This window comes from Sphingopyxis sp. (genome assembly GCF_965227415.1).
GTDB lineage: Bacteria > Pseudomonadota > Alphaproteobacteria > Sphingomonadales > Sphingomonadaceae > Sphingopyxis.
This window is the reverse complement of the sequence record NZ_OZ245749.1, coordinates 50,418-67,050: the sequence shown is the minus strand read 5'-3', so window position 1 is coordinate 67,050 and position 16,633 is coordinate 50,418. Positions and strand designations below refer to the sequence as shown.

At 65.8% G+C, this 16,633-nt stretch carries 19 protein-coding genes; 10 read left to right on the top strand and 9 right to left on the bottom strand.

The features are described 5' to 3' along the window. Positions 1–140: 140 nt before the first annotated feature. Positions 141–1,265, bottom strand: coding sequence for a penicillin-binding protein activator (locus ACO055_RS00390; protein ID WP_422062502.1), 1,125 nt, complete (start codon positions 1,263–1,265; stop codon positions 141–143). 73 nt (positions 1,266–1,338) lie between these two features. Between ACO055_RS00390 and rsmI the strand changes: the two genes are divergently transcribed. The 4 genes from rsmI to ACO055_RS00370 all read left to right on the top strand — a co-directional run bounded on the left by rsmI (position 1,339) and on the right by ACO055_RS00370 (position 4,202). Then, the gene (rsmI, locus tag ACO055_RS00385) at positions 1,339–2,199 is read left to right on the top strand and encodes a 16S rRNA (cytidine(1402)-2'-O)-methyltransferase (RefSeq protein ID WP_422060643.1); all 861 of its coding nucleotides are present in this window, start codon (positions 1,339–1,341) and stop codon (positions 2,197–2,199) included. Further along, on the top strand, positions 2,196–2,546 hold the full coding sequence (locus ACO055_RS00380; RefSeq protein WP_422060642.1) for a YraN family protein: 351 nt from the start codon (positions 2,196–2,198) through the stop codon (positions 2,544–2,546). Before rsmI ends, ACO055_RS00380 begins: the two co-directional genes overlap by 4 nt. Before the next feature lie 20 nt (positions 2,547–2,566). Continuing rightward, on the top strand, positions 2,567–3,517 hold the full coding sequence (gene gshB, locus ACO055_RS00375; protein ID WP_422060641.1) for a glutathione synthase: 951 nt from the start codon (positions 2,567–2,569) through the stop codon (positions 3,515–3,517). 82 nt (positions 3,518–3,599) lie between these two features. Then, complete coding sequence (locus tag ACO055_RS00370; RefSeq protein ID WP_422060640.1) at positions 3,600–4,202, top strand: DedA family protein; 603 nt, start codon at positions 3,600–3,602, stop codon at positions 4,200–4,202. A 39-nt stretch (positions 4,203–4,241) separates the two neighbouring features. On the opposite strand, the gene ACO055_RS00365 is transcribed toward ACO055_RS00370, so the two are convergent. The 5 genes from ACO055_RS00365 to ACO055_RS00345 all read right to left on the bottom strand — a co-directional run bounded on the left by ACO055_RS00365 (position 4,242) and on the right by ACO055_RS00345 (position 8,751). Further along, positions 4,242–5,135 (bottom strand): tyrosine recombinase XerC, encoded by an 894-nt coding sequence (locus tag ACO055_RS00365; protein WP_422062501.1) that lies wholly within the window; start codon positions 5,133–5,135, stop codon positions 4,242–4,244. A 103-nt stretch (positions 5,136–5,238) separates the two neighbouring features. Further along, entirely contained in the window at positions 5,239–6,384 is a 1,146-nt protein-coding gene (hemW, locus tag ACO055_RS00360) for a radical SAM family heme chaperone HemW (protein ID WP_422060639.1), read from the bottom strand. Positions 6,385–6,463: 79 nt separating this feature from the next. After that, positions 6,464–7,087: an RdgB/HAM1 family non-canonical purine NTP pyrophosphatase gene (rdgB, locus tag ACO055_RS00355; RefSeq protein WP_422060638.1), complete on the bottom strand. Its 624-nt coding sequence runs from the start codon at positions 7,085–7,087 to the stop codon at positions 6,464–6,466. A gap of 101 nt (positions 7,088–7,188) precedes the next feature. Further along, complete coding sequence (gene rph / locus ACO055_RS00350; protein WP_422060637.1) at positions 7,189–7,905, bottom strand: ribonuclease PH; 717 nt, start codon at positions 7,903–7,905, stop codon at positions 7,189–7,191. A 45-nt stretch (positions 7,906–7,950) separates the two neighbouring features. After that, entirely contained in the window at positions 7,951–8,751 is an 801-nt protein-coding gene (locus tag ACO055_RS00345; RefSeq protein ID WP_422060636.1) for a dienelactone hydrolase family protein, read from the bottom strand. A 134-nt stretch (positions 8,752–8,885) separates the two neighbouring features. Here ACO055_RS00345 and hrcA point away from each other — a divergent pair, with 134 nt between their 5' ends. Both hrcA and ACO055_RS00335 read left to right on the top strand, forming a co-directional pair. Beyond that, positions 8,886–9,929 (top strand): heat-inducible transcriptional repressor HrcA, encoded by a 1,044-nt coding sequence (hrcA, locus tag ACO055_RS00340; RefSeq protein WP_422060635.1) that lies wholly within the window; start codon positions 8,886–8,888, stop codon positions 9,927–9,929. Between the two features lie 4 nt (positions 9,930–9,933). Continuing rightward, entirely contained in the window at positions 9,934–10,476 is a 543-nt protein-coding gene (locus tag ACO055_RS00335; protein ID WP_422060634.1) for a nucleotide exchange factor GrpE, read from the top strand. 174 nt (positions 10,477–10,650) lie between these two features. Here the strand turns inward: ACO055_RS00335 and def are convergent, their stop codons facing one another. Together def and recR are read right to left on the bottom strand one after the other, a co-directional pair. Continuing rightward, positions 10,651–11,184 carry a peptide deformylase gene (gene def / locus ACO055_RS00330; protein WP_422060633.1) on the bottom strand — a complete coding sequence of 178 codons (534 nt, stop codon included), beginning with the start codon at positions 11,182–11,184 and terminating at the stop codon, positions 10,651–10,653. A gap of 31 nt (positions 11,185–11,215) precedes the next feature. Continuing rightward, positions 11,216–11,812: a recombination mediator RecR gene (gene recR / locus ACO055_RS00325; protein ID WP_422060632.1), complete on the bottom strand. Its 597-nt coding sequence runs from the start codon at positions 11,810–11,812 to the stop codon at positions 11,216–11,218. A gap of 80 nt (positions 11,813–11,892) precedes the next feature. On the opposite strand from recR, the gene ACO055_RS00320 reads away from it, so the two are divergent. From ACO055_RS00320 to truA, 3 genes are all read left to right on the top strand, one after another. Further along, entirely contained in the window at positions 11,893–12,246 is a 354-nt protein-coding gene (locus tag ACO055_RS00320) for a GIY-YIG nuclease family protein (protein WP_422060631.1), read from the top strand. Between the two features lie 131 nt (positions 12,247–12,377). Next, complete coding sequence (fmt, locus tag ACO055_RS00315; RefSeq protein WP_422060630.1) at positions 12,378–13,298, top strand: methionyl-tRNA formyltransferase; 921 nt, start codon at positions 12,378–12,380, stop codon at positions 13,296–13,298. 112 nt (positions 13,299–13,410) lie between these two features. Continuing rightward, the gene (gene truA / locus ACO055_RS00310) at positions 13,411–14,151 is read left to right on the top strand and encodes a tRNA pseudouridine(38-40) synthase TruA (protein ID WP_422060629.1); all 741 of its coding nucleotides are present in this window, start codon (positions 13,411–13,413) and stop codon (positions 14,149–14,151) included. 160 nt (positions 14,152–14,311) lie between these two features. On the opposite strand, the gene ACO055_RS00305 is transcribed toward truA, so the two are convergent. After that, positions 14,312–14,836, bottom strand: a complete 525-nt coding sequence (locus ACO055_RS00305; protein WP_422060628.1) for a CarD family transcriptional regulator — start codon at positions 14,834–14,836, stop codon at positions 14,312–14,314. A gap of 308 nt (positions 14,837–15,144) precedes the next feature. On the opposite strand from ACO055_RS00305, the gene ACO055_RS00300 reads away from it, so the two are divergent. Further along, a complete protein-coding gene (locus tag ACO055_RS00300; RefSeq protein WP_422060627.1) occupies positions 15,145–15,963 on the top strand; it encodes an SDR family NAD(P)-dependent oxidoreductase in 819 nt (272 codons plus the stop codon). Positions 15,964–16,633 lie beyond the last annotated feature (670 nt).

The window sequence follows — 16,633 nt, the reverse complement described above, 5'->3', positions numbered from 1 at the left end:
TCGTTGCGTATAGGCGCGCGGAATCGACGCAATTCGCGCACGCCATGCTCATATAGTGAACGCGGGCGCGTCGTAAAGGCTACCCGTGGCACAAAGATGACGCTTTTCGCCCGACTGTGGCGGTCAGGCCACGGGTCCGGTCACCATTTGGTCGGCGCGGGGTCGATCACGCGAAAGCCGCCCGCCCCCACTTCGCTGACCTCGAGCGCACGCATGGCGATGCCGCGGTTGTTGAAGCGGAAGATGCCGTCGATGCCGCCAAAGCCGTCCTCGGCCAGCAGGCGCGCCGCCGGAAAGACGGTTCCCGGCTTCCAGTCGCGCGCGATGCGCACCGTCAGCAACACCGAATCATAGCCGAGGCTGGCAAGCCGGTACGGCGCCTTGCCGAAGCGCGTGCGATATTTGGTGGCAAGCTGGCCATAGAGGCCGTCGGACACGCTGGCGAACCACGATCCGCGCATCGCGGGATTGGCGCCGAGCGTCGCGTCGGTGTTCCACAATTCGGTGCCCAGAATCTGCTTGCTGCCGGTGCCCTTGATCACCGGCACGGCGCGAACGGCATTGCCGCCCGAATCGGCGATCAGTACCGCATCCATCGCGCCGGCATTGGCGAGGCGGCGCGCCGCGCCCTGAAGCGCGGTCGCGCTGCGATCATAGGTTTCGACGGCGACCAGCGTCCCGCCCGCAGCCGTCACCGCCGAGCGGAAGGCCGCGACCGAACGGTCGCCATAAACGGTCTTGGGCACAAGCGCGCCGAACCGTTGATGCCCCTTGGCGCGGGCAAAGGCGACGACGCGCTCGACCGACTGGCCGGGCACGAAGCCCATGATGAAAACGCCGTTGCCCGCGACGCTGCTGTCGTTCGAGAAGCTGAGCACCGGCACCTTTGCTTCGCGCGCGACCGGCGCGACCGCAGCGACGTCTTCGCTGAGCAGCGGGCCGAGGATCAGCTTGTTGCCGTCGGCGACGGCCTGGCGTGCGGCGGCCGCGGCACCGAGCGCCGTGTCATAGGTGGTGATGCGGACCTTTTCGGTCCGCGAATCAAGCAGCGCCAGCGTGGTCGCGTTGGCGATCGCCATTCCGACGTCGGCGTTGGGGCCTGTCTGCGGCACGAGCAGCGCGACGCGGTGGCGATCGGTGTCGGTCGGCAGGCCTGGCCCGACATTGTCGACGGCCGTTTCGGGGGGTGGCGGGGTCGCGGGGCCGTTGGCTTTGGGCACCATCTGGCACGCCGCGAGCAACCCGCCCAGCGCCAGCGTCGCCATACCACGCAAGATTCGACGCCGCGGCGACGCATTCACTTGGCGCTCGGCGGCAGTTTCTGCCATTTTCAGCGCCATGCCGGATTCGACCATCACAAATTCTCCCTTACCCGGACTCTATATCGTCGCGACGCCTATCGGCAACCTCGGTGACATCAGCGCGCGCGCTGCGACGACACTTGCGTCCGCCGACGTCATCGCCGCAGAGGATACGCGCGTGACCGCGAAGCTGTTGTCACACCTGGGTTTGCGCGTTCCGATGACCCCCTATCATGACCATAGCGACGAACGCACCCGCGCCATGCTGGTTGCGCGCATGGCGGGGGAAGTTGTCGTGCTGGTGTCGGACGCGGGAACGCCGCTGATTTCGGACCCCGGCTACAAGCTGGTGCGCGACGCCCGCGCCGCGGGGCGGCATGTCACCACCCTGCCCGGCCCGTGCGCCGCGATCGCCGCGATCACGCTGTCGGGGCTGCCGAGCGACCGCTTCCTGTTCGCGGGTTTCCTGCCGTCGAAGGCAAAGGCGCGCGCCGATACGCTGGCCGAGTTTGCGGGCCTGCGCGCCACGCTGGTCTTTTATGAAAGCGGGCCGCGACTGGCAGCGGCGCTCGGCGCGTTGGCCGAGGGGCTCGGCAATCGCGAGGCAGCGGTCGCGCGCGAGATCAGCAAGCTTTACGAGCAATGCGTGACGGGGACGTTGAGCGAGCTCGCCGCGCGCTACGCCGATGCGCCGCCCAAGGGCGAGATCGTGATTGTCGTCGGCCCGCCGGGCGAGGCCGCGCCCGAGGAGGCCGACGACGCGACGCTCGACGCGGCGCTCGTCGCCGCGATGGCCGACAGGCCGGTCGCGCAGGCCGCGAAGGCCGTCGCCAAGCAATATGGGCTCGACCGGCACGAGATTTACGCGCGCGCCCTGACGCTGAAAGATCCCGGTTGAAGCGCGCCGCCGCCGAAGCGCGCGGACGCAAGGCCGAGCGGCGCGCGGCCTGGTGGCTGCGGCTCCATGGCTGGCGCATCCTGGGCGAGCGGATGCGGGTAACCGCGGGCGAAGTCGACCTGGTTGCGCGGCGCGGGAAGACCCTTGCCTTTATCGAGGTGAAGTGGCGCGACCGCGCCGAGGACCTCGATCTGGCGATCGACGCCTATCGCCTGCGCCGCGTCGCGGCCGCCGCGGAAATGCTGATTCCCCGCTTCGCGCGGCCGACCGACGATATCCGCATCGACGTGATGCTGCTTGCGCCGAAGCGATTGCCTCGCCATCTGGTCCACGTCTGGCAGCCGTGACGGCGCCAAAGGAGAAGAATATGACCCTGCGCGCAGCCGTGCAAATGGACCCGATGGATGGCATCAACATCAACGGCGACAGCAGTTTCTACCTGATCCTGAAGGCGCTGGAACGCGGATACGAGATTTATCATTACGACGTGCGCGGACTGACGTGGGAGGCGGGACGCCTGACCACCAAGGCGCACCGTATCGTCAACGCCCAGCGCGAGGCCGGCGATCATTACACATTCGGCGATCAGGTGATGCTCGACCTCGGCCGCGACATCGACGTCATCCTGATGCGGCAGGACCCGCCGTTCGACCTTGGCTACCTGACCGGCACCTGGCTGCTCGAACGGCTCGCGGGGCAAACGCTGGTCGTCAACGACCCGGTCTCGGTCCGCAATGCGCCCGAGAAAGTGTTCGTGCTCGATTTCCCCGAATATATGCCGCCGACGATGGTCACGCGCGACCTCGACGCGGTGAAGGATTTCCAGGCCCGCTATGGAGCGGTCGTGGTCAAGCCGCTGCACGGCAACGGCGGCAAGGCCGTGTTCCGCGTCGACGCCGACGGCGCCAATCTGGGCGCGCTGGTCGAATTGTTCGGACAGGTGTGGCCCGAACCGTTCATGGTGCAACAGTTCCTGCCGAGCGTTGCCAAGGGCGACAAGCGCATCGTCCTTGTCGACGGCGAGGTCGCGGGCGCGATCAACCGCAAACCGGGCGAAGGCGAATTCCGATCGAACCTGGCGGTCGGCGGCTACGCCGAGGCAGCCGAGCTGACCCCGCGCGAAAAGGAAATCTGTGACGTCCTGGGCCCGCGGCTGAAAGAACGCGGGCTGCTGTTCGTCGGGATCGACGTGATCGGCGGCGAATGGCTGACCGAAATCAACGTCACCTCGCCCACCGGGATCGTCGCGATCGACCGTTTCAACAACAGCGATACGGCGGGCATGATCTGGGACGCGATATTGCGACGGATCGGTTGATCAACGCCTCTTCGTCCTTGCGAGCGGAGCGAAGCAATGACGGATTGGGATCGGTTTGCCCCGACCCGGCGTTGCCTGTCCTATGACCGACTTCATTCTCGATCTGATCCAGAGCTGGGGCTATGTCGGCATCTTCGTGCTGATGTTCCTCGAGAATGTCTTTCCGCCGATCCCGTCCGAGGTGATCATGGGGCTCGGCGGGATCGCCGTTGCCAAGGGCCGGTTCGATTTCTGGACCCTGGTCGCCGTCGCCGTCGCCGGAACCACGGCGGGAAACTGGGTCTGGTACGCGATCGGGCGCTGGATCGGCTATGAGCGCCTGCGTCCCTTCATCGATCGCCACGGCCGCTGGCTGACGATGGATTGGACCGAGGTCGAACGGCTGCACGCCTTTTTCCTGAAATATGGCCCCGCGATTGTTTTCGCCGCGCGCTTCATGCCGGTGGCGCGGACGATGGTGTCGCTGCCTGCCGGCATGGTGAAGATGAACCAGGCGAAGTTCCTGCTATGGACCGCAGCAGGGTCGACGATCTGGATCGCGGCGCTCGCGGGCGCGGGACACTGGTTCGGCGGGAATTTCGCGAACCTCGACGCGTTCGTGGGTCCGGTGGCGCTGGTCGCGGTCGGATCGCTGGTGCTGATCTATCTGTGGCGGGTTTTCACCTGGAAGCCGAAGGGCGACTAATCGCTCCCGTCATCGCCGCGAAGGCCGAGACGACGGGAATCAAGCGCGCGGGTGCGCGCTGCGATAGATGTCGAGGAGATGCGCGGCATCGACGGCGGTATAGACTTGCGTCGAGGCGAGGCTCGCGTGACCGAGCAGTTCCTGCAAGCTTCGAAGATCCGCGCCCCCTGCGAGCAGATGCGTCGCAAAACTGTGCCGCAGTGCGTGCGGCGTGGTCCGTTCGGGCAGACCCAGCGCGCGCCGCGCCGAGCGCACACTCGCGCGGATCACGCCGGGCGCGAGCGGCCCACCGCGCGCGCCCAGGAACAGCGGCGTCTCCTTGGCGATCGGCCAGGGACAGGCTTCGACATAGCGGGACACCGCCGACGCAACGGCAGGCAGGATCGGGACGATGCGCGTCTTGTTGCGCTTCCCCGTGACGCGCAACGTCTCACCCAGCGGCAGCGCCGCGCCGGTCAGGCCCAGCGCTTCGCCGATACGCAAGCCTGCGCCATAGAGCAGCAGCAGCAGCGCAAAATCGCGCGCGCCCACCCAACCCTGTCGCGCATTGTCCTCGACATCGTGCGCAAGCTGAAGCGCCTCGGCAGGCGCGACGGGGCGCGGCAGGCCCTTCTTGACGCGCGGGCCGCGCATCTGCGGGACGCTGGCGTTCGAGCCGCCGACAAAGCGCAGAAAGCCGCGCAGCGCCGACAGTTCGCGCGCCGCCGAAGCGTTGCCGAGCCCCTCGGCGCGGCGGTCGGCGAGATAGGAGCGCAAATCGTTCGGGGTCAGCGACCGGAGCATCGGCGGATCGACCGCGCCGCCGCGATGATGCGACAGAAAGGCGCAGAACCGCCCTGCCGTCGCGATATAGGCGCGGCGCGTATGCTCCGACCGGCGCTTTTCGTGCGCCAGATGAGCGTCCCAGTCGCGGATCAATCCGTCAGCCAACATCAATTCCATTCGGGCTGATCTTGTCGAAGCCCCATTCTTCTTCCAGCCTCGAGAAGGAAGAACGGCCCTTCGACGAGCTCGGGGCGAAAGGCTTTGGGACAATCTAGCCCGTCCGCACCACCTCGGAAAGGATCGAGTCGAGCAGAAGGATGCCGTCGTCGGTCACCGCCAGCCGGTCGCCGTCCTGTCGCATCAGCCCCTGCCCCGCGAGCCGCGCCGCCGCCCCCGCATCGACGAAGGCCTCACGCGCCAGGCCGCTGCGCGCCTCGATCCGCGCCAGATCGATGCCTTCGGTCAGCCGCAGTCCCATCAGCATCGCCTCGGTCGCGCGCTCCGCGGGTGGCAGGTCGCTTTCGACCTTCAACCCATGACCGTTACGTGTCACCGCCGAAACGAAATTCTCGGGCTTCTTGTGCCGCTCGGTCGCCTGACCGAGCCGTCGGCCATGCGCGCCGGGTCCGACGCCGGCATAATCGGCATAGCGCCAGTAAGCGAGATTGTGGCGGCTTTCCTGCCCCATGCGCGCATGGTTCGACACCTCATAGCGCGGCAAACCAGCCGAGCGCGTCATCGCCTGCGTCGCATCGAACAGGTCAGCGGCAGTATCTCCATCGGGGATCGTCAGCTCGCCCTTCGCAGCGAGTGTCGCAAAGCGCGTCCCGGGCTCGATGGTCAGCTGGTAGAGCGAAAGATGGTCGGTGCCGAACGCGAGCGCATCGCCGAGTTCGGCTTCCCAGTCCGCCATCGACTGGCCGGGGCGCGCATAGATCAGGTCGAAACTCACCCGCGCGAAATGTTCCTGCGCCGTCGCGATCGCGCGCCGCGCCTCATCCTCGCTGTGCGCGCGCCCAAGAAATTCAAGCACTTCGGAATCAAAGCTCTGGACGCCTATCGACACGCGATTGACCCCCGCAGCGGCGAGATCGCCGAAATTCGCGACCTCGACCGAATTGGGGTTCGCCTCCAGCGTGATCTCGACATCGCCGGTCAGGCCCCATGCGGCTTCCGCAGCAGCAATCACCGCCGCGACGGTCGCGGGCGGCATCAGGCTGGGCGTGCCGCCGCCGAAAAAGATCGACCCGACGCGGCGGCCCGGCAAAAGCGCAGCCTCGTACCGCAAGTCAGCGACCAGCGCCTCGCGCCATACCGCCTGATCGACGCTCTCGCGCACATGGCTGTTGAAGTCGCAATAGGGGCATTTGCTGACGCAAAACGGCCAATGGACATAGAGGGCGAGCGGTTCGGCCATCAGGCGCCTCTACTCTCATTCGTCATTCCGGCGAAAGCCGGAATCCATGGAGCCCCGATCAGTCAGGGTGACGAAGATATCAGAACACTTCGGCCACAAGCTTCGCGAACGCATCGGCACGGTGGCTGATCGCATGCTTCTCCGCCGGGTCGATTTCCGCAAACGTCAGCGGCTTACCAGCCGGAACGAAGACTGGATCATAACCGAACCCCAGCAACCCGCGCGGCGGCCAGGTCAGGCTGCCGTCGGCGAAACCTTCGAACAGCTCGGCATGGCCGTCGGGCCACGCCAGAGCGAGCGTGCAGACGAAGCGCGCGCTGCGGTCGACATCGGGCCCCTGTTCGGCAAGCAGGCCTTCGACCTTGCCCATCGCCATATACCAGTCGCGGCCCGGGGCGCCCTCAAACGACTGCCGCTCGGCCCAGTCCGCGGTGTAGACGCCGGGACGCCCGCCGAGCGCCGCGACTTCGAGGCCGCTGTCGTCGGCGAGCGCCGGCAGTCCTGCGGCCGACGCGCTCGCATGCGCCTTCAGCAGCGCATTCTCGGCGAAGGTCGTCCCCGTCTCTTCAGGCTCGGGCAGGCCAAGATCGCCCGCCGACACCGGTTCGATCCCGAACGGTTCGAGCAAGGCGCGGATTTCGCGCACCTTGCCCGCATTGTGGCTCGCGATGACGAGTTTGCCGGGTTGCAGTTTGCGGGTCATGCGATGAATCTTTCCCTTTATTCGTCACCCCTGACTTGATCCGGGGTCCATTGCGGCGAGGCCGGATGGATGCCGGATCAGGTCCGGCGTGACGAAGGAGTTTACCGCCCCGTCGCCTTGTCCTGCGCCGCGAAAATCTCGGTGCAACCGATGCGCGCGAGGCGCAGCAGGCGCAGCAGGCCTTCCTCGTCATAGGTCGCGCCCTCGGCGCTCGCCTGCACTTCGACGATCTGGCCGCGGCCGGTCAGGACGAAATTGCCGTCGGCCTCGGCAACCGAATCCTCGTCATAGTCGAGGTCGAGCACCGGCGTGCCCTTGTAGATGCCGCACGAAATCGCGCCGACCTTGTCCTCGATCGGATCTTCGGTGATCGCGCCCGAGGCGATCAGTCCATCGACCGCGAGGCGCAGCGCGACCCACGCGCCCGAGATCGAAGCAGTGCGCGTGCCGCCGTCGGCCTGGATCACGTCGCAATCGATCACGATCTGGCGCTCGCCCAGCTTCTTCATGTCGACGACCGCCCGCAAGCTGCGGCCGATCAGCCGCTGGATTTCCTGCGTGCGCCCCGACTGCTTGCCCTTCGCCGCTTCGCGGCTGCCGCGCGTGTGCGTCGCGCGGGGCAACATGCCATATTCGGCGGTCACCCAGCCCTGCCCCTTGCCGCGCAGGAACGGCGGCACCTTCTCTTCGACGCTGGCGGTCACCAGCACCTTCGTGTTGCCAAAGCTGACCAGGACGCTGCCCTCGGCATGGATGGTGAAGGCGGTTTCGATCGCGATAGAGCGCATCTGGTCGGGCGCGCGGCCGGAGGGTCGCATGAGTTTCCTTTCGATAATGAATGCGCCGCCCTTAGGCCGACGCCTTCAGCCGCTCAAGCGCATACGGAAGAAATCGAGGATTTCGTCGCGCGCCTGCACGGTCGGCTGGCCGGCCCGATCGATCAGGTGGATCGTAACGACGCTGTGCGGGTTCTTCATCGGGCTGTCGGGATTGGCATGCTCGTCGGCGAGGACGCGGCCGATGAAGCGGTCGCCGAGCGCATCCTGATAAGCCGCGAAACGCGCGGCCTGGCAATATTTGTCGCCCTCGAAACGATAGGCCAGGACGGTCAGGTCCTCGGCCTCCATCCGCGCCTTCACCGCGGCCAGCTCGTCGGGGTGAATGTGCATCCCTGCCGCATCGTTCAGCGGCAGCGACGGCTGCGACAGCACCGGTGCCAGCACCGATGGCTCCAGCATCATCGACAGCGCGAAATTGCCGGTGAAGCACATGCCGATCGCGCCGACGCCCTTGCCGCCGCATTCCTGGTGCGCGAGCGCCGCAAGCGCGCGCAGCCATTGCGTCGCGGGCGAGCTTTCGTTCGCCTGAAACGCGCGGAACTGACGGCTGATGCAGCCGCCGAGGATCGTGAACAACGCGCCGGGCATGCGCGGAACGGCGCCGTCCTTGCCGAAGATGTGCGGCATATAGACAGTGAAACCGGCATCGCGGACCCAGCGCGCGAAACGCGCGACATGCGGGCTGATCCCGGGCATTTCGGTCATCACGACCACCGCGGGGCCGCTGCCCATCGTATAGACGAGCCGGTCGTGGCCGAGCAGGTTGATGCGGCGATGCGTGAAATCGTCGAGCGGATCATCCTGGGTAAGCGGGCGTGTGGTCATGGCATTCTCCCCCGGTTGCGGAGGCTAAGCAGAAGATCGGTCTATTGCACCCCCTTTCCGTCATCCCCGCCTTCGCGGGGATGACGATTTGGAGGAAGCTTGCCCCAACCCCTCGCCATCCCTAAATCCTTCGCATGACCACTCCGCCGATCACCGAACTGACCACGCGCGCGCGCGACGTGTTCCGCATGGTCGTCGACGCGTATCTCGAAACCGGGCAGCCGGTCGGGTCGCGCACGCTGTCGAAGCTCGCGGCGCTCAACCTGTCGCCCGCGTCGATCCGCAACGTGATGCAGGATCTGGAAGAATATGGCCTGCTCGCCAGCCCGCACACCAGCGCGGGCCGGCTGCCGACCGAACAGGGCCTGCGGCTGTTCGTCGACGGGATGATGCAGGTCGCCGAACCCAGCGCCGAAGACCGCGCGCAGATCGAGGCGAGCCTCGTCGAAGGCGGCCCGATCGAAAGCGCGCTCGCGCAGGCGACCTCGGCGCTGTCGGGGCTGTCGGCGTGCGCCGGGCTCGTCCTTGTCCCCAAGCACGAGCGCGTGCTGAAGCAGGTCGCGTTCGTGCCGCTGTCGGCAAGCCAGTCGCTCGTCGTTCTGGTCGCGGGCGACGGCGTGGTCGAAAATCGCGTGATCGACATTCCGCCGGGACTCAACCCGTCGGCGCTGGTCGAAGCAGGCAATTACATCAGTGCGACCCTGTCGGGCATGACGCTGACCGAAGCGATGGCGCGCGTGCGGCACGAGATCGAGGCCGAGCGCATCGCGATCGACCGCGCCGCGCAGGACCTGGTCAGCCGCGGGCTGGCGATCTGGTCGTCGGATGGCACCGACCGTCCGGTCTTGATCGTCCGCGGCCAGGCGAACCTGCTCGACGAAAGCGCGGTCGGCGACCTCGACCGGGTGCGGCAATTGCTCGACGAGCTTGAGACCAAACAGGAAATTGCCGGGCTGCTCGACAGCGCGCGCGAAGGCGCCGCCACGCGCATTTTCATCGGGTCGGAGAATAAATTATTCTCGCTTTCGGGCTCGTCCGTGATAGCGGCGCCCTATCGCGGTTCGGACGGGCGCGTCGTTGGTGTCGTCGGGGTGATCGGCCCCACGCGCTTGAACTATGCCCGGATTGTACCCATGGTGGATTTCACCGCACAATCGCTCTCTAGACTGATACGATAGGTTTATGACGAACATCGAAAACGACACGCCCGTAGACGACGGCGCGACCGAAGAAACCGACGCCCCGACGGCAGCGCCGCAGGACGACGCGGCGAAGCTCGCCGAACAGATCGCCGCCCTGCAGCAGGACCTGCTGTATGCGCGCGCCGAGACGCAGAATCTGGGCCGCCGCAAGGAAAAGGAAATTGCCGACGCGCATGCCTATGCGTCGACCAAATTCGCGCGCGACATCTTGTCGGTCGCCGACAATCTTGGCCGCGCGCTGGCTGCGCTCAGCGACGAACAGCGCGCCAACGAGGGGATCAAGCCGCTGATCACCGGCCTCGAAGCCACCGAGCGCGAACTGCTGGGCGTGTTCGAACGCAACGGCATCACGCGCATCGCCGCGATCGGCCTGCCGCTCGACCCGAACCAGCATCAGGCGATGCTCGAAATCCCGAGCGACAAGGCCCCCGGCACGATCGTGCAGGAAATGCAGGCCGGCTATATGATGAAAGACCGCCTGCTACGCCCCGCGATGGTCGGCGTGGCAAAAGCGGCGGACTGAAGAAAACCCTCTCCCCTTGAGGGAGAGGGATACGAAAGCTTGGCGGCTTGCCGCCTAGCTGGAGTTGGGTGAGGGAGTGCGGCGTCGCTGCAAAAGGCCCTCACCCGCTGCGACTAGCGAATAAATTCGCAAGTCTCGCTGCCCTCTCTCTAAACGACAGAGGGATTAGGACTTTTACGCCGCTTTCCGCAGCTTCGCGAGCTTCTTCAGCACCATTTCGCGCTTCAGCCGCGACAGATGGTCGATGAAGAGTATCCCCTCCAGATGGTCATGCTCGTGCTGGATGCACGTCGCCATCAGGCCGGTCATGCGTTCCTTGTGGGACTTGCCGTCTTCGTCCTGCCAGTCAACGGTGACTTCGGCCGGGCGCGTCACTTCGGCATATTGCTCGGGAACCGACAGGCAGCCTTCCTGATAGATGGCATGGTCTTCGCTCTCGTCCGAAAAGACGGGGTTGATGAAGACGCGCGGCTCGCGGATCACTTTCTTGCCCTCTTCGTCCTCGGGATCGGGTTCCTGGAGGTCGATGACGAGGATGCGTTTCGCGACGCCCACCTGGATCGCCGCCAGCCCGATGCCGGGGGCGTCGTACATCGTCTCGAACATATCGGCGACCAGCGTCTTGAGCGCGGCATCGAAGGTTTCGACGGGCTTGGAAATGACGCGCAGCCGCGGATCGGGGGTCTCTATGATAGGGAGTAAGGCCATGGCGTGCAGGTATGAATTCGCAGGCCCGCCGTCAACCCACCGGTCGCCGCGCCCTCAACGCCTGCGCCAGCGTCCCTTCATCGAGATAATCGAGTTCGCCGCCAACCGGCAGGCCATGCGCGAGTTGCGTCAGCCGCACCGGATAGCCCTCCAGCCGCTCGGCGAGATAATGCGCGGTCGTCTGCCCCTCGAGGGTCGCGTTCATCGCGAGGACGACCTCGTCGATACCGCCCGCGGCGACGCGCGCGACCAGCGCGTCGATGCTGAGGTCCTGCGGGCGCACGCCCTCCAGCGCCGACAGTCGCCCGCCGAGCACATGATATTTGCCGGGAAACAGCCGCGACTTGTCGAGCGCCCACAGGTCGGAGACTTCCTCGACGACACACAGGCTGCGCGCGTCGCGGCGCGGGTCGGCGCAGATCGCGCAGGGGTCGTGCGTGTCGACATTGCCGCAGATCCCGCAGGTCACGAGCCGCTCGGACACCGTCTGGAGCGCGGACAGCAGCGGTGCGAAGGCGGACTCGCGCTTCTTCATCAGGTGCAACACCGCGCGCCGCGCCGAACGCGGGCCGAGCCCCGGCAGGCGGGCGAGTTGCTGGACGAGCGCTTCGATTTCGGTGGAGGCCATGGTGGGTGTTTGGCTTGCAGGCCGGCATTGCGCAAGGCCGATAGCGGGAGGTTCTTCTCGCGGCCTTCGCCCGGATCGCGATGACTTTTGAATTCGTCATTGCGAGGAGCGTAGCGACGAAGCAATCTCCAGCCATGCGGGAAGAGCGGCAGCCAGCAGTCTATATCATGACGAACAGGAAAGACGGCGTGCTTTACACCGGCGTGACATCGAACCTGATCGCGCGGGTGTGGCAGCACCGGCAGAAGCAGTCCGGATTTTCAGCGCGCTACCGATGCGACAAGCTGGTTTGGTTTGAAGTTCATGCCGACATGGTTTCGGCGATCACGCGTGAAAAGCAGATCAAGGCGGGATCGCGCGCGAAGAAGCTGGCGCTGATCGAGGTCGCGAATCCGCCGTGGCGTGACCTGTTTCCCGAATTGACGGGCGGATGAGGCGATAGCTGGAGATTGCTTCGCTTCGCTCGCAATGACGACCCTTGGCGTCATTGCGAGGAGTGTAGCGACGAAGCAATCTCCAGCTATCGATCTTGCACCGCACCGCATCCTCCGCCAAAGCCCCGACCATGCGCATCGCCTTCATGGGAACGCCGCCCTTTGCGGTACCGACGCTCGCCGCGCTTCACGCCGCGGGTCACGAGGTCGTGTGCGTCTATACGCAGCCGCCCCGCCCCGCGCAGCGCGGCAAGAAGATGCAGCAGAGCGCGGTGCATGCCTGGGCCGAGGCGCAGGGCCTGCCCGTCCGCACGCCAAAGAGCCTGAAGAGCGAGGAAGCGCAGGCGGAGTTCGCGGCGCTCGACCTCGATATCGCGGTGGTGGCGGCCTATGGCCTGATCCTGCCGCAGGCGGTGCTGGACGCGCCGCGCGAGGGATGCCTCAACGTCCATGGCTCGATCCTGCCACGCTGGCGCGGCGCCGCGCCGGTGCAGCGCGCGATCCTGGCGGGCGACGCCGAGACGGGTGTGACGATCATGCAGATGGACGCCGGGCTCGATACCGGCGCGATGCGGCTGGTCGAGGCGACGCCGGTCGCGGGCAAGACCGCGGGGATGCTTACCGACGAACTCGCCGTGATGGGCGCGCGACTGATGGTGAAGGTGCTGAGCGACCTTCATGCCTTCGCGCCAGCCGCGCAGCCCGACGTGGCGGTCACCTATGCAGCAAAGATCGACAAGAGCGAAGCCCGGCTCGATTTCCTGACCAGCGCGGTGCAGGTCGAACGTCAGGTCCGCGCATTCAATCCGATGCCGGGCGCTTTCTTCGAACTCGACGGCGAACGGTACAAGATCCTGGCAGCCGAGGTCGCGCATCCCTCCGAAACCGTCGCCGGCGCCGCGCCGGGCGTCACGCTCGACGACGCGCTGACGATCGCGTGCAATCCCGGCGCGATCCGTGCGCTGCGCGTCCAGCGCGCCGGAAAACCCGCGATGGACGCGGGCGAATTGTTGCGCGGCCGTGCGATTCCGCCGGGCACGCGGGTCGCATGATCCGGACTACTCCTCTTCGTCACCCCGGACTTGATCCGCGGTGCATGACTTCAGCGCGGCAGGGAACCCCGGATCAAGTCCGGGGTGACGAAAATGTCTATGGGGCTCGTCCATGACCCGCTTTGCCCTGACCATCGAATATGACGGCCGCCCCTATATGGGCTGGCAACGGCAGGCGCATGGCCCCAGCGTCCAGCAGACCATCGAGGAAGCGATCCACCGCTTCACGGCCGAGACGGTGCAGGTGTTCAGCGCCGGGCGCACCGACGCCGGGGTCCACGCGATCGCGATGCGCGCGCACGTCGACATCGAAAAGCCGCTGACGCCGTTCAAGCTGACCGAAGCGCTCAACGCCCAGCTCCGCCCCGCGCCGATCGCGATCGTGGGGTGCGAAATCGTCGCCGACGACTGGCACGCGCGCTTCGCCTGCATCGGACGCGCCTATGAATATCGCATCGTCAACCGCCGCGCGCCGCTGACGTGGGACAAGGGGCTGTCGTGGCAGGTCTCGCAGCCGCTCGACGCCGATGCGATGCACGCCGCCGCGCAGTCGCTGATCGGGCTCCATGATTTCACCACGTTCCGATCGGCGCATTGCCAGTCGCAAAGCCCGGTGAAGACGCTCGACAAACTATCGGTCAGCCGTCACGGCGGCGAGCTGATCGTCGAGGCCGCGGCGCGCAGCTTCCTGCATCACCAGGTGCGCTCGATGGTCGGCTGCCTCGCGCTCGTCGGCTATGGCAAATGGTCGGCGCGCGACCTGAAGATGGCGCTGGAGGCGAAGGATCGCAATGCGCTGGGGCTGAACGCGCCGCCCGACGGGCTGTATTTCGTGAGCGCCACTTATCCCTGAGGCTTGATATCGCTCGTCACCCCGGACTTGGTCCGGGGTCCAGGGCTGCAACGCCGCAAGGGATGCCGGATCAAGCCGGGCATGACGAAGGGACAGGAAGGTCAACGAAAAAGGGCGGCCCGTGCGGACCGCCCTTTCGCATGATCGCTAAGCTCTGCGCTTACACCTTTTCGGCATAATACAGCGGCGCATGCTCGTTGAGGATCTGAAGGATCTTCGCCTGCGCGGTCTTTTCGTCGCTTTCTTCCATCGCGCCGAGTTCGCGCGCGAGGCGGCTCGATGCCGCTTCGAAAATCTGGCGTTCCGAATAGCTCTGTTCGGGCTGGTCGTCGGCGCGGAACAGGTCGCGGGTCACTTCGGCGATCGACACGAGGTCGCCCGAATTGATCTTCGCTTCATATTCCTGCGCACGGCGCGACCACATGGTGCGCTTGACCTTCGGCTTCGTCGTCAGGACCTGAAGCGCTTCCTTCAGCGTCTTGTCCGACGACAGCTTGCGCATGCCGACGCCTTCGGCCTTGTTGGTCGGAACGCGCAGCGTCATCTTTTCCTTTTCGAAGCGCAGAACATAAAGTTCCAGCTGCATTCCGGCGATTTCGGACTTTTGAAGCTCGATGACGCGCCCCACGCCATGCTTCGGATAAACGACATAATCACCAACTTCGAACAAGAGCGTTGCAGACATGCAAATTCCTTTCTTGGCCTTGTCAGTGACGGGACAGCGCAAATGCCGGTATATCCTGCCCTCGTGGAGGGGGATCGAGGCTATTGGGCGGCGCTAGCCAGTCAGAGTGACAAGGGATATGGCTCCATAGGAACGCCAAAGAGACCCTCCGCCTGTGGCAGGAAGAGGCAAACTGTCGGCGTGTTGATATTTATTATAACAGATTCGCAACAAAATTGCCACCCCCGCACGGAAATGCGCGGGTCGGCACCTTGACGGCTCATCAAGCCCGTTTCAGGTTGCAACGAAATCTCAGATGGGGAGCGGTTATGCAGGATCAAGTCTGGTGGGTTACCGGCGCGTCGTCGGGGATCGGCGCGGCACTGGCGCGCGGGCTTTCGGCGCGCGGCGCGCGGCTGATCCTGTCGGGGCGCAACATTGCCGCGCTTGAGGCGGTCGCAAAGGCGTGCGGTCCCGGCACGATGATCCTGCCGTTCGAGGCGACCGACTATGCCGCGCTGCCGACGCTGGTCGACGAAGCGTGGGCGTGGTGCGGGCGCATCGACGGGCTCGTCAACAATGCCGGCATTTCGCAGCGCAGCCTGGCCGTCGACACCGATTTCTCGGTGTATCAGAAGATCGTCGATGTCGACCTGCTCGCGCCGATCGCCCTCACCCAGCAGCTTCTGCCGCGCATGATCGGTGCGGGCGGCGGACAGATCGTCGCGATCTCGAGCGTTGCGGGCATAGCGGGTGTGCCGCTGCGCAGCGCCTATTGCGCCGCGAAGCACGGCCTGATCGGCTATCACGACAGCGTCCGAGCCGAGAATGAACATCTGGGGCTGAAAGTCCTCGTCGTCGCGCCGGGATCGGTCCAGACCAATGTCAGCCGCAACGCGCTCAACGCCGATGGCAGCGTGCGCGGCGAAAGCGACAAGGCGATCGACAACGGCCTGTCGCCCGATATCGCGGCGACGCACATTCTGGACGCGGTCGCGGCGGGCACGCGCGAGCTGGTCGTGGCCGAGGGCGCCGAAGCCGCCATCCCCGCGCTCCGCCGCAGCGACCCCGAGGCGCTGTTCGACCGGATGAGCGCGATGGTGCAGGCAGGCTATGCGCAGCAGATGAAGGCGACGGGTACGACATGAGCGTCGGTTAGCGAGCAGTTGTTGCCGTTGAGCCTCCCTGTCGCGCAGCGACGGGGAGGTGGCAGCGCGCAGCGCTGACCGAGGGGGGGCGTCGTCGCAAGGGCCCCTCCACCACCCGCTTCGCGGACGGTCCCCCTCCCCATGGCTGCGCCACAGGGAGGAACCCCTCATTCCTCGTCATCCTGAACTTGTTTCAGGATCCATGGGGCGCCGTACCCTTCAGCACTGCGCCAAATTCAAGCGCACGCCATGGATGCTGAAACAAGTTCAGCATGACGGAGGGCAACCCACCGATTGCGGACGATGTCGACGTGTTCCCCGGCGAAGGCCGGGGTCCAGCGCGTGCGCACGCAACGCCGGCTCTGCAACGCCCTGGGCCCCGGCCTTCGCCGGGGAGCACGCTGGGTCGGGCGACCGTCCACTCCCCACCCCCAACCAGCCATCCGCCTCGCCCAAAAAAACGCTGTCCTACAATATTCGGCTGTGCCAGCCTTCACCCCGGCTCTTTGAACATACGGACAAAATCGGTCGCTACCCGTTGCGGATAGCGGCAGAAGCCAGGCGCGGCCTGTCCGCGAAACGCGACCAACCGCGCGCTGCACAGGGCTGAACTTTCCTGAACTTTGGAAAAGTTGAGGACGGCTTTCATCCTGGAACCGACAAAGAAAAA

Bases quoted from the DNA above. Each gene is read 5' to 3' on its own strand.
- ACO055_RS00390 (WP_422062502.1), bottom strand. From the start codon at position 1,265: ATGGCGACGCTGGCGCTGGGCGGGTTGCTCGCGGCGTGCCAGATGGTG.
- rsmI (WP_422060643.1), top strand. From the start codon at position 1,339: ATGCCGGATTCGACCATCACAAATTCTCCCTTACCCGGACTCTATATC.
- gshB (WP_422060641.1), top strand. From the start codon at position 2,567: ATGACCCTGCGCGCAGCCGTGCAAATGGACCCGATGGATGGCATCAAC.
- ACO055_RS00370 (WP_422060640.1), top strand. From the start codon at position 3,600: ATGACCGACTTCATTCTCGATCTGATCCAGAGCTGGGGCTATGTCGGC.
- ACO055_RS00365 (WP_422062501.1), bottom strand. From the start codon at position 5,135: ATGTTGGCTGACGGATTGATCCGCGACTGGGACGCTCATCTGGCGCAC.
- hemW (WP_422060639.1), bottom strand. From the start codon at position 6,384: ATGGCCGAACCGCTCGCCCTCTATGTCCATTGGCCGTTTTGCGTCAGC.
- rdgB (WP_422060638.1), bottom strand. From the start codon at position 7,087: ATGACCCGCAAACTGCAACCCGGCAAACTCGTCATCGCGAGCCACAAT.
- rph (WP_422060637.1), bottom strand. From the start codon at position 7,905: ATGCGACCCTCCGGCCGCGCGCCCGACCAGATGCGCTCTATCGCGATC.
- ACO055_RS00345 (WP_422060636.1), bottom strand. From the start codon at position 8,751: ATGACCACACGCCCGCTTACCCAGGATGATCCGCTCGACGATTTCACG.
- hrcA (WP_422060635.1), top strand. From the start codon at position 8,886: ATGACCACTCCGCCGATCACCGAACTGACCACGCGCGCGCGCGACGTG.
- ACO055_RS00335 (WP_422060634.1), top strand. From the start codon at position 9,934: ATGACGAACATCGAAAACGACACGCCCGTAGACGACGGCGCGACCGAA.
- def (WP_422060633.1), bottom strand. From the start codon at position 11,184: ATGGCCTTACTCCCTATCATAGAGACCCCCGATCCGCGGCTGCGCGTC.
- recR (WP_422060632.1), bottom strand. From the start codon at position 11,812: ATGGCCTCCACCGAAATCGAAGCGCTCGTCCAGCAACTCGCCCGCCTG.
- ACO055_RS00320 (WP_422060631.1), top strand. From the start codon at position 11,893: ATGACTTTTGAATTCGTCATTGCGAGGAGCGTAGCGACGAAGCAATCT.
- fmt (WP_422060630.1), top strand. From the start codon at position 12,378: ATGCGCATCGCCTTCATGGGAACGCCGCCCTTTGCGGTACCGACGCTC.
- truA (WP_422060629.1), top strand. From the start codon at position 13,411: ATGACCCGCTTTGCCCTGACCATCGAATATGACGGCCGCCCCTATATG.
- ACO055_RS00305 (WP_422060628.1), bottom strand. From the start codon at position 14,836: ATGTCTGCAACGCTCTTGTTCGAAGTTGGTGATTATGTCGTTTATCCG.
- ACO055_RS00300 (WP_422060627.1), top strand. From the start codon at position 15,145: ATGCAGGATCAAGTCTGGTGGGTTACCGGCGCGTCGTCGGGGATCGGC.